Source organism: Pseudomonas sp. NBRC 111127 (genome assembly GCF_001320345.1).
Classification (GTDB): Bacteria; Pseudomonadota; Gammaproteobacteria; order Pseudomonadales; family Pseudomonadaceae; genus Aquipseudomonas; species Aquipseudomonas juntendi.
In genome coordinates this window covers 1-11,138 of record NZ_BCBD01000180.1, presented here as the reverse complement: position 1 = coordinate 11,138, position 11,138 = coordinate 1, and the positions used below count along the sequence as shown (strand labels likewise).

Genomic DNA, 11,138 nt, shown 5'->3' with positions numbered 1-11,138 from the left:
CCTTGGCTTCATCGATGGCGCGGTTGAGGTTCTTCGCGGCGGTGGTGTATTCGCCGCGCAGGAAGATGTAGCCGCGGTAGGCCTTCAGGGCGCGGGCGCTGATCAGCATGCCCTCCACCAGCAGATGGGGCTGTTGCTCCATCAGCATGCGGTCCTTCCAGGTGTTGGGCTCCATTTCGTCCGCGTTGCACAGCAGGTAGCGGATGTTCATGGATTCGTCTTTGGGCATCAGGCCCCACTTCACCCCGGTGGGGAAGCCGGCGCCACCACGGCCCTTGAGGCCGGAGTCCTTGACGCTTTGCACGATATCGTCGGCGGACATGTCTGCCAGTGCCTTGCGCGCGGCGGCGTAGCCGTTCTTCGATTCATACTCGGCCAGCCAAACCGGTTCGCCGTCATCACGCAGGCGCCAGGTCAGCGGGTGGGTTTCGGCCGTGCGCGCGATGCGGTTGGCCGGGCCGAAGGAAGTAATGGTCATACGTAACCCTCCAGCAGTTTGGAAACGCCAGCCGGCTGCACGTCACCGAAGGTGTCGTCGTCGATCATCAGCGCCGGGGCTTTGTCGCAGTTGCCCAGGCAGCATACCGGCAGCAGGGTGAAGCGGCCGTCTGCGGTAGTCTGGCCAAGGCCGATGCCCAGTTCGCTCTGGATCTGGCTTACCACCGATTCGTGGCCGCCGATGTAGCAGACCATGCTGTCGCACACGCGGATGATGTGGCGGCCGACTGGCTGGCGGAAGATCTGGCTGTAGAAGGTGGCTACACCTTCGACGTCGCTAGCCGGAATGCCCAGCACTTCGCCGATGGCGTGAATGGCGCCGTCCGGCACCCAGCCGCGTTCCTTCTGAACGATCTTCAGGGCTTCGATGGACGCCGCGCGCGGGTCCTCGTAGTGATGCATTTCGTGCTCGATGGCCGAGCGCTCGGTTTCGCTCAGGGCGAAACGGTCTGTCTGGATAAGCGTGTTGTTCATGCTTAGCGGTCCACGTCAGCCATAACGAAGTCGATACTGCCCAGGTACGCAATGAGGTCGGCGACCATGCTGCCTTTGATCACCGAAGGGATCTGCTGCAGGTGCGGGTAGCTCGGGGTACGGATCCGGGTGCGGTAGCTCATGGTGCCGCCATCGCTCGTCAGGTAGTAACTGTTGATGCCCTTGGTCGCCTCGATCATCTGGAACGACTCGTTGGCCGGCATCACCGGGCCCCACGAGACTTGCAGGAAGTGCGTGATCAGGGTTTCGATGTGCTGCAGGGTGCGCTCTTTCGGCGGCGGCGTGGTCAGCGGGTGATCCGCCTTGTACGGGCCTTCCGGCATGTTGCGCAGGCACTGGTCGATGATGCGGATACTCTGGCGCATCTCCTCGACACGGACCATGCAGCGATCGTAGGCATCGCCGTTGTGGGCCAGCGGTACTTCGAACTCGAAGTTCTCGTAGCCGGAGTAAGGGCGGGCTTTGCGCAGGTCGAAGTCGCAACCGGTGGAGCGCAGGCCGGCACCGGTGGTGCCCCAGGCCAGTGCTTCCTTGGTGTTGTAGGCAGCGACGCCGATGGTACGGCCCTTGAGGATGCTGTTCTGCAAGGCCGCCTTGGTATACTCGTCGAGGCGCTTGGGCAGCCATTCGACGAAGTCCTTGACCAGCTTGTCCCAGCCGCGCGGCAGGTCGTGGGCGACGCCACCGATGCGGTACCAGGCCGGGTGCAGGCGGAAACCGGTGATCGCCTCGATCACGGTGTAGGCGCGCTGGCGGTCGGTGAAGGTGAAGAACACCGGGGTCATGGCACCCACGTCCTGAATATAGGTGCCCAGGAACAGCAGGTGGCTGGTGATGCGGAAGAACTCGGCGAGCATGATGCGGATCACGTCGACCTTCTGCGGCACCTGGATGCCGGCCAGCTTCTCCACCGCGAGCACGTACGGCAGGTTGTTCATCACCCCGCCGAGGTAGTCGATACGGTCGGTGTAGGGGATGAAGCTGTGCCAGGACTGGCGCTCGGCCATTTTCTCGGCGCCACGGTGGTGGTAGCCGATGTCCGGTACGCAGTCGACGATCTCTTCACCGTCCAGCTGCAGCACGATGCGGAATGCACCGTGCGCCGAAGGGTGGTTGGGGCCGAGGTTGAGGAACATGTAGTCCTCGTTGGCGCCCTGACGCTTCATGCCCCAGGCTTCGGGGTTGAAGCGCGCCGATTCCTCTTCGAGCTGCTGCTTGGCCAGGGTCAGGCTGTACGGGTCGAACTCGGTGGCACGCGCCGGGTAGTCCTTGCGCAGCGGGTGGCCTTCCCAGGTGGGGGGCATCATGATGCGGCTGAGGTGCGGGTGGCCGGCAAAGTCGATGCCGAACATGTCCCAGACTTCGCGCTCGTACCAGTTGGCGTTCGGCCAGATGCTGGTCACCGACGGCAGGTTGAGGTCGCCTTCGCTGAGCGACACCTTGATCATCACGTCGCTGTTACGCTCGACCGACAGCAGGTGGTAGAACACGCTGAAGTCGGCGGCTGGCAGGCCGCGGCGCTGGGTACGCAGGCGTTCGTCGACGCCGTGCAGGTCGTACAGCATGCTGTACGGCTTGGCCACGCCACGCAGGAAGCTCAGCACTTCCTTGAGTTGGGCGCGCTTGACCCACAGCACGGGCATGCCGGTGCGGGTTTCCTGGGCGACGAATGCTTCGGCGCCAAAACGGTTGTGCAGTTCGACGACCACATCCTGGTCGTCAGCCTTGTAGGGCGGAATGAAAATAGCGTTGTCCGCTGTCATGGTCTCGGTCGCTTTGGGTCAACGTTAAGAATGAAGCCAGGCCGCCGGCTCCATGGGGAGCGGGCGGCAGGTCGCTGGATCAGACTTCGTCGGGGCTGCGCAGGTTGGTTACGGCAATGCGCTGCTCACGACGCAAGTCTTTCTGGGCTGGCATCTCGGCACGGTAAATACCTTGATCACCAACAACCCAGGAAAGCGGGCGTCGTTCTTGGCCGATCGACTCCTGCAGCAGCATCAAGCCTTGCAGGAAAGCCTCAGGGCGTGGCGGGCAGCCAGGCACATAGACGTCCACGGGGAGGAACTTGTCGACCCCCTGAACGACCGAGTAGATGTCGTACATGCCACCGGAGTTGGCGCACGACCCCATGGAGATCACCCACTTGGGCTCGAGCATCTGCTCGTACAGGCGCTGGATGATCGGCGCCATTTTCACGAAGCAGGTACCGGCAATGACCATGAAGTCGGCCTGACGCGGCGAGGCCCGGATGACTTCGGCGCCGAAGCGGGCGATGTCGTGGGGTGCCGTGAAGGCCGTGGTCATTTCCACGTAGCAGCAGGACAGGCCGAAGTTGTACGGCCACAGTGAGTTCTTGCGACCCCAGTTGACCGCGCCACGCAGCACATCTTCGAGCTTGCCCATGAAGATGTTCTTGTGGACCTGGTCCTCCAGCAGTTGATCGGTGACGGTTTCCCGTTCACCGACCGGGTACTGCTCGTTGGGCGCATCCGGATCGATTCTGGTGAGATTGTATTGCATGCCAAAGCCTCATTGTTTCAGCTTCGCTTGCCGCTTGCGGCGACCTTCGGGAGCCCAATCAAGTGCCCCGACGCGCCATAGGTAGACAAGACCTGCCAACAGAATTGCTATGAAAACGAGTGCTTCGACGAACCCGGTCCAGCCGCTTTCGCGGACGGACACAGACCATGCAAAGAGAAAGAGGGCTTCGATATCGAAGATCACGAACAGCATCGCGACCAGATAGAATTTGGCGGACAGGCGCAGGCGGGCGCTGCCGACGGGCAGCATGCCGGATTCGAAGGGTTCGTTCTTGGCGCGGCCCCATGCCTTGCTACCGAGCAGGCTGGACAGGCCGAGCATGAAGGCGCACAGGCCGACGACACCCAGGAGGAAGATGGCAAAGCCCCAGTTGTGGGCGATGAGTCCTGCCGAATCGGACATGCTAGAAATCCTTATACAGAGACCCAGCTCTGCAGTCTGAAATAAGTGTAGAGCGGCGACTTGGTGTCGCACATGCAGTGACCAAATGTCGCAGCTGAATCAATCGCGCTGATTTTATGGGTAAACCTGGTGCAAGTAAAATTTCTGTAGCAAATTTATCCGTAGGATTTAGTGCAACAGCAGCGCGTAAATGGCTGAAAGCCTTGAAATTCGGGCATTGCGTGCGCTTTTGTTAATTATGTTTCTTGCGAGCGGTAACGAATTACAAGTTTCGTAATGATAATTAATATCATTTGGGCTGGTGCCATTTAATTGGGCTGTTCTGAGCCTTTCAAAGTTCATCTGGCGAGTCCCCCTACTTGTAAATGCGAAAGGGCCGTGTTCTAGCAGCTTTGCGCGGCGGTTGCACCGCTCTGGGTCAATACTTTAGTGGTTGGGTCATGACTGGCTGATGAAGCGGCCGGCCAGTGCTGCCCTGGGTGCGGTGCTGCCACAAGCATAGACGTGATTGTGGGGTTTGTTGGGCTGGCGTGGGTCGCGTGAGGGCTGCCATTTGTATGGCGAAAGGAATGCAGCGCCTGTGAGACCGAGCGCCGCCCGCGCGGCGCATCGCCTGCAAGCTGAACTGGCATGCAGCACAGAGGCACCCCTGATAGGCACGATTCGTCTGTAGGAGCGGCTTTGTGTCGCGAAAGGGCCGCAGAGCGGCCCCGGCAATTTTGCGGTGGCGCACAGATCCCGGGGGCGCTACGCACCCCTTTCGCGACACAAGGCCGCTCCTACAGGGTTCATCCGCGAAAGGGCCGGTACCGGCAAAAACAAAGGCCCGGCGCTTTTACAAGCGCCGGGCCTTCTTTCAACCGCAAGCCACTATCAGTGGAATTGCTCTTCTTCGGTCGAACCCGTCAGTGCAGTCACCGACGAAGCCCCACCCTGAATAACAGTGGTCATGTCGTCGAAGTAGCCAGTGCCCACTTCCTGCTGGTGCGCGACGAAGGTGTAACCCTTGCTGGCGTCAGCGAATTCCTGCTCCTGCAGCTTCACATAGGCGGTCATGTCATTGCGGGCGTAGTCGTGCGCCAGGTTGAACATGCCGTGCCACATATTGTGGATGCCGGCCAGGGTGATGAACTGGTGTTTGTAGCCCATGGCCGACAGTTCGCGCTGGAACTTGGCAATGGTGGCGTCGTCCAGGTTCTTCTTCCAGTTGAAGGAAGGCGAGCAGTTGTACGACAGGATCTGGTCGGGGTACTCCTTCTTGATCGCTTCGGCGAAGCGGCGGGCTTCGTCCAGGTCCGGTTTGGCAGTCTCGCACCAGATCAGGTCGGCATACGGCGCGTAGGCCAGGCCGCGGGCGATGGCCTGGTCGAGGCCGGCGCGCACTTTATAGAAGCCTTCACGGGTGCGCTCGCCAATCACGAACGGCTGGTCGTACGGGTCGCAGTCGCTGGTCAGCAAGTCGGCGGCGTTGGCGTCGGTACGGGCCAGGATAATGGTCGGCACACCCGACACGTCAGCAGCCAGGCGCGCGGCCACCAGCTTCTGCACGGCTTCCTGGGTCGGTACCAGTACCTTGCCACCCATGTGGCCGCACTTTTTCACCGAGGCCAGCTGGTCTTCGAAGTGCACACCGGCGGCGCCTGCTTCGATCATGTTCTTCATCAGCTCGTAGGCGTTCAGCACACCGCCAAAACCGGCTTCGGCGTCGGCCACGATCGGGGCGAAGTAGTCGATGTAGCCGTCGTCGCCCGGGTTCTTGCCCGCTTTCCACTGGATCTGGTCAGCGCGGCGGAACGCATTGTTGATGCGCTTGACCACGGTGGGTACCGAGTCGACCGGGTACAGCGACTGGTCCGGGTACATGGACTCGGCCGAGTTGTTGTCGGCGGCAACCTGCCAGCCGGACAGGTAGATAGCCTGGATGCCGGCTTTTACCTGCTGGACTGCCTGGCCGCCGGTCAGGGCGCCCATGCAGTTGACGAAGTCTTTCTCAGGGCGGAAGGACGGGTGGGCACCTTCGGTGACCAGCTTCCACAGTTTCTCTGCACCCTGGCGGGCAAAGGTGTGCTCGGGTTGCACGGAGCCACGCAGGCGAACGACATCAGCGGCGGTGTAGGTACGGGTCACGCCTTTCCAGCGCGGGTTCTCGGCCCAGTCTTTCTCGAGGGCTGCAATTTGCTGTTCGCGTGTCAGTGCCATGGAAATAAACCTCGTCGCATCGATCTTGAGTTAATTGTGCTGATGCTCGGAGCAGATCAGGTGCCTGGCGGCTGTCCTGTTCGCAGGTCTGCGGCGGCGAACGCGAAGGCTCGAAGGGGAAGGAGAGTGCAGGCCAGGCGAAGGGCGCCCCGGCAGGTCGGCTCGTGGATGCCTAACTGCGGTGCTACGCGATTGCCAGTACTGCGGTGATGCGCTTCCGTCCCTCGGGACAACTTCTTCGTTGCAGTCGCAATCCCGTCGAACCGCCTTGTGGGCCGTATAGACACAAGGCGCCTCCGGGGGTGGGAGGAGCGCGCCTCGAAGGCCCTTGCCAGGGCCCCTGATTAGCGGGAGCGAGGCCATCATGCCCTTGGGAAAAACACCCTGTCAAATGTTTTGTAGTGGTTTTTTGTGCTTACTACATCTTTGGTCTAATACGACTTGTCAGTCAGTTTCAAGGCCTTTGGTCGAGGCCTTGAATTGCCTGGGATCAGTCCAGAAGGTCGACTTTTACCCGCACAGTCATGTTCTCACCGCGCTGGGTGCTGTAAATGCGGTTGGCGGGGCTGCGCTCGGCTTGGCTCTGCTGGTTGTAGCCTGCCAGTGTGAGCCACTCGCCGAGCTTGCCGGTGATGGTTGTGTCGGTGCTTTGCACTTTCACTACATCTGCACGTTCGTTGCCGATGCGGTCATTATTGCTGCTGATTTGCAGGCGGACCGTATCGCCGCTCACGCTTGGGGTTACATAAAAACCTTGGGTCACGTTGCGGTATTCGGTGTTGCTCTGGAGGCGCCCGTAGCCGTCGGTGCTGGTGCTGGTAACCGGGATGCTCTGGCCAACCTGGATGAGTGCTGGCTGGCCTTCGCTGGCCTGAACTTGCTGCATGCCACCGTCGCGGTTGCTGGTGCCGTAGCGAATGACCTGGCCGTTGCCCCGATTGTCCTGGAAGTTGCTGTCATTGTTGTCAACGCTGATCAGCAGGCGCTTGGGCGCGGTATCCAGCTGCTGCAGCAAGGCACGCAGGTCGTCGATGCGCTCGGGGCTGGCGTTGACGATCAGCTTGTTCTCGAAGGCGCTGACCGTGCCGTCTTTGGCGATGAATGCCTGTGCGGCAGGCAGCAGTTCGGCACTGCTGCGGTGCTGCAGCGGCAATACCTCGGTGGCGGCCTGGGCGGTGAGGCTGGCGGCCAGCAGCAGGGCGGCGCATAGGGGGCGTAGCGGCATGTCCATGATCTCCGCAGGTGGGGTTGCCATGATGGCAAAGGCGTCCTGCCTGTGCTGGATGCACATCAAAAACTGCCTTTTATCCTGGCTTTATCCAGGAAACTATAAATTATAGTCAGCCAGATAATTGCAGATAATCGCCCTCCACAGGCCGTGCCAGGGAGCCTGAGAGCCCTTCGGCTACATTGCGCGGTGGCTGCTTTCAGACAAATTCCGTAACATCCCGCCTTCGATTTTTGCCCGCTCTAAAGGCCGTACAGGTGCCCCAGGCTGTTGTCCGGCTAATTACAGGATGCCCATGAAACACACCCGACTACGCGCCGACCTGCTCGCCGGCCTGACCACTTCGTTCGCCTTGGTGCCCGAGTGCATCGCCTTTGCCCTGGTGGCCCACCTCAACCCGCTGATGGGCCTGTACGGTGCGTTCATCATTTGCACCTTGACCGCACTGTTCGGCGGTCGGCCGGGCATGATTTCCGGGGCTGCCGGCTCGATGGCGGTGGTGATCGTGGCGCTGGTGGTGCAGCACGGCGCGCAATACCTGCTGGCAACGGTGCTGCTGGGCGGGGTGGTGATGATTCTGTTCGGCCTGCTGCGCCTGGGCAAGCTGGTGCGCCTGGTGCCGTACCCGGTCATGCTGGGCTTCGTCAACGGCCTGGCCATTGTCATTGCAATGGCCCAGCTGGAGCATTTCAAAAACGGTGAGCACTGGCTCAGTGGCACGCCTTTGTACCTGATGATCGGCCTGGTGGCGCTGACCATGGCGGTGGTCTACCTGTTGCCGAAGCTCACCCGCGCCGTACCGCCGGCACTGGTGGCGATTCTTGGCGTTGGCCTGCTGGTGTACCTGCTCGGCCTGCCCACCCGCACCCTGGGTGACATGGCGCACATCGCTGGCGGCTTGCCGGGGCTGGCGCTGCCGGATGTGCCGTGGAACCTGGAAACCCTCAAGATCATCGCCCCGTACGCGGTGCTGATGGCCATGGTCGGCCTGCTGGAAACCCTGCTCACGCTGAACCTGACCGACGAAATCACCGAAAGCCGCGGCTACCCGGACCGCGAGTGCGTGGCATTGGGCGCCGCGAACATGGTGTCGGGCCTGTGCGGTGGCATGGGGGGTTGCGCAATGATCGGGCAAACGGTGATCAACCTGAGCTCCAATGGCCGTGGCCGGCTGTCGGGTGTGGTAGCCGGGGTGATGATTCTGCTGTTCGTGTTGTTCCTGTCGCCTTTGATCGAGCGTATTCCCCTGGCGGCGCTGGTTGGCGTGATGTTCGTGGTGGCCCAGCAGACCTTTGCCTGGGCGTCCTTGCGGGTGTTGCACAAGGTGCCGGTCAACGATGTGCTGGCGATCATCGCGGTGACCGTGGTCACGGTGTTTACCGACCTGGCCATGGCAGTGCTGTTCGGCATCGTGATCGCGGCGCTGAACTTTGCCTGGCAGCATGCCCGGGAGTTGTACGCCGACAGCCATGAAGACGCCGATGGCAGCAAACGCTATCAGGTCCATGGCACGTTGTTCTTCGCCTCGACCACTTCATTTCTCGACCAGTTCGATGCTGCCAGCGACCCGGCCCAGGTCACGCTGGACTGCCAGCACCTGAGCTTTGTCGATTACTCGGCGGTTGCCGCACTGCAGACCTTGCGTGAGCGTTATGCCAAGGCGGGCAAGCACCTGCGCGTGGTGCATCTGTCGGAGCGGTGCAAGAAGCTGTTGAAGCGGGCAGGGGAGCAGCACTGAGAAAGGTTATTGTCTGTGCTGGCCTCTTCGCGGGCATGCCCGCTCCCACAGGCGCTGTCCCAGTGGGAGCGGGCATGCCCGCGAAGAGGCCGGTACAGGCGAATGAATCACTCCCCGCGGTTCTTCTTGACGATGCCATCGGCGATGCTGGCTGGGGCCTCGGCATAGCGGGTGAACTCCATCGAGAAGCTGGCCCGGCCTTGGGTCATCGAGCGCATCGAGGTGGCGTAGCCGAACATTTCGCCCAGCGGCACCTCGGCGCGGATCACCTTGCCTGCCGGGGTTTCGTCGCCGTCCTGGATCATGCCCCGGCGCCGGCTCAGGTCGCCCAGGATATCGCCCTGGTATTCCTCGGGGGTGACCACCTCCACCTTCATCACCGGCTCCAGCAGTACCGCGCCGCCTTTTTGCGACAGTTGCTTGGTGGCCATCGACGCTGCGATCTTGTAGGCCATCTCGTTGGAGTCCACATCGTGGTACGAGCCGTCATACACCGCTGCCTTCAGGTTGATCAGCGGGTAGCCGGCCAGCACGCCGTTCTTCATCTGTTCTTCGATACCTTTCTGGATCGCCGGGATGTATTCGCGTGGCACCACGCCGCCGACGATCTCGTTGACGAACTCCAGGCCTTCCTTGCCTTCGTCACCGGGGGCGAAGCGGATCCAGCAATGACCGTACTGGCCGCGGCCGCCGGACTGGCGGACGAAGCGGCCCTCGATCTCGCAGGTGTTGCGGATTTTCTCGCGGTAGGCCACCTGCGGCTTGCCGATATTGGCCTCGACGTTGAATTCACGGCGCATGCGGTCGACGATGATGTCCAGGTGCAACTCGCCCATGCCGGAGATGATGGTCTGGCCGGTTTCTTCGTCGGTGCGCACGCGGAATGAAGGGTCTTCCTGGGCCAGTTTGCCCAGGGCGATGCCCATTTTTTCCTGGTCGGCCTTGGTTTTCGGTTCCACGGCCACGGAAATCACCGGGTCGGGGAAGTCCATGCGTTCCAGGATGATTGGCTTGTCCATGTCGCACAGGGTGTCGCCGGTGGTCACGTCCTTCATGCCGATGAGGGCAGCGATGTCGCCGGCGCACACGTCCTTGATCTCCGCGCGCTGGTTGGCGTGCATCTGCACCATGCGGCCGATGCGCTCTTTCTTGCCCTTGACCGAGTTGAGCACGGCATTGCCGGAGCTGAGCACCCCGGAGTACACCCGGGCGAAGGTCAGGGTGCCGACGAACGGGTCGGTGGCGATCTTGAAGGCCAGGGCCGAGAACGGCTCCTTGTCGTCGGCATGGCGTTCCAGGTGCTTGTTTTCGTCGTCGGGGTCGGTGCCCTTGATTGCCGGGATTTCCGACGGGGCAGGCAGGTAATCGATCACCGCATCGAGCATCAGCGGCACGCCCTTGTTCTTGAACGAGGAGCCGAGGATGGTGGGTACGATTTCGTTGTTCAGGGTGCGTTTGCGCAGGCCGGCCTTGATTTCTTCGATGCTCAGCTCTTCGCCCTCGAGAAACTTCTCGGTCAGTTCGTCATCGGCCTCAGCCGCGGCCTCCACCATCTTCGCGCGCCATTCATCGGCCAGCGCCTTGAGCTCGGCAGGTATCTCTTCTTCGCGATAGCTGGTGCCGTTATCGGCATCGTTCCAGTAGATAGCTTTCATCTTCACTAGGTCGATCTGGCCGATGAAATGCTCTTCACTGCCAATGGCCAGCTGGATCGGCACCGGGTGGTGGCCCAGGCGCTGGTCGATCTGTTTGACCACCCGCAGGAAGTCGGCGCCCTGGCGATCCATCTTGTTGATGTAGGCCAGGCGCGGCACGTGGTACTTGTTGGCCTGGCGCCAGACCGTTTCGGACTGGGGCTCGACGCCGTCGGCGCCGCTGAAGACCACCACGGCACCATCGAGTACGCGCAGCGAACGTTCCACTTCGATGGTGAAGTCGACGTGGCCGGGGGTGTCGATGATGTTGAACCGGTACTTGTCGGCGAACTGCTTGGTCGAGCCTTGCCAGAAGGCCGTGGTCGCCGCCGAGGTGATGGTG

The 11,138-nt window shown here is 61.6% G+C and carries 8 protein-coding genes and 1 pseudogene; 1 reads left to right on the top strand and 8 read right to left on the bottom strand.

Features of this window, described 5'->3' with window-relative positions; translation table 11 throughout:
• The 7 genes and pseudogenes from APH30_RS23610 to APH30_RS23580 all read right to left on the bottom strand — a co-directional run.
• Positions 1-478 (bottom strand): annotated as a pseudogene (locus APH30_RS23610) (NADH-quinone oxidoreductase subunit F); the annotation flags it as partial.
• On the bottom strand, positions 475-972 hold the full coding sequence (nuoE, locus tag APH30_RS23605) for an NADH-quinone oxidoreductase subunit NuoE (protein WP_054913920.1): 498 nt from the start codon (positions 970-972) through the stop codon (positions 475-477). The pseudogene APH30_RS23610 and the gene nuoE, both read right to left, overlap by 4 nt.
• Positions 973-974: 2 nt before the next feature.
• Complete coding sequence (gene nuoC / locus APH30_RS23600; RefSeq protein WP_029886628.1) at positions 975-2,756, bottom strand: NADH-quinone oxidoreductase subunit C/D; 1,782 nt, start codon at positions 2,754-2,756, stop codon at positions 975-977.
• A gap of 79 nt (positions 2,757-2,835) precedes the next feature.
• Positions 2,836-3,513 (bottom strand): NADH-quinone oxidoreductase subunit B family protein, encoded by a 678-nt coding sequence (locus APH30_RS23595; RefSeq protein ID WP_003251429.1) that lies wholly within the window; start codon positions 3,511-3,513, stop codon positions 2,836-2,838.
• Between the two features lie 9 nt (positions 3,514-3,522).
• Positions 3,523-3,936: an NADH-quinone oxidoreductase subunit A gene (locus tag APH30_RS23590; protein ID WP_003251427.1), complete on the bottom strand. Its 414-nt coding sequence runs from the start codon at positions 3,934-3,936 to the stop codon at positions 3,523-3,525.
• 873 nt (positions 3,937-4,809) lie between these two features.
• Complete coding sequence (gene aceA / locus APH30_RS23585) at positions 4,810-6,135, bottom strand: isocitrate lyase (RefSeq protein ID WP_054913919.1); 1,326 nt, start codon at positions 6,133-6,135, stop codon at positions 4,810-4,812.
• A 490-nt stretch (positions 6,136-6,625) separates the two neighbouring features.
• Positions 6,626-7,390 carry a secretin N-terminal domain-containing protein gene (locus APH30_RS23580; RefSeq protein WP_177333782.1) on the bottom strand — a complete coding sequence of 255 codons (765 nt, stop codon included), beginning with the start codon at positions 7,388-7,390 and terminating at the stop codon, positions 6,626-6,628.
• A 268-nt stretch (positions 7,391-7,658) separates the two neighbouring features.
• Here APH30_RS23580 and APH30_RS23575 point away from each other — a divergent pair, with 268 nt between their 5' ends.
• Positions 7,659-9,101 (top strand): SulP family inorganic anion transporter, encoded by a 1,443-nt coding sequence (locus APH30_RS23575; protein ID WP_054904921.1) that lies wholly within the window; start codon positions 7,659-7,661, stop codon positions 9,099-9,101.
• Between the two features lie 107 nt (positions 9,102-9,208).
• Here APH30_RS23575 and fusA read toward each other — a convergent pair.
• On the bottom strand, positions 9,209-11,138 hold a 1,930-nt coding region (fusA, locus tag APH30_RS23570; protein ID WP_054913918.1), incomplete at its 5' end, for an elongation factor G.

Bases quoted from the DNA above. Each gene is read 5' to 3' on its own strand.
- nuoE (WP_054913920.1), bottom strand. From the start codon at position 972: ATGAACAACACGCTTATCCAGACAGACCGTTTCGCCCTGAGCGAAACC.
- nuoC (WP_029886628.1), bottom strand. From the start codon at position 2,756: ATGACAGCGGACAACGCTATTTTCATTCCGCCCTACAAGGCTGACGAC.
- APH30_RS23595 (WP_003251429.1), bottom strand. From the start codon at position 3,513: ATGCAATACAATCTCACCAGAATCGATCCGGATGCGCCCAACGAGCAG.
- APH30_RS23590 (WP_003251427.1), bottom strand. From the start codon at position 3,936: ATGTCCGATTCGGCAGGACTCATCGCCCACAACTGGGGCTTTGCCATC.
- aceA (WP_054913919.1), bottom strand. From the start codon at position 6,135: ATGGCACTGACACGCGAACAGCAAATTGCAGCCCTCGAGAAAGACTGG.
- APH30_RS23580 (WP_177333782.1), bottom strand. From the start codon at position 7,390: ATGGCAACCCCACCTGCGGAGATCATGGACATGCCGCTACGCCCCCTA.
- APH30_RS23575 (WP_054904921.1), top strand. From the start codon at position 7,659: ATGAAACACACCCGACTACGCGCCGACCTGCTCGCCGGCCTGACCACT.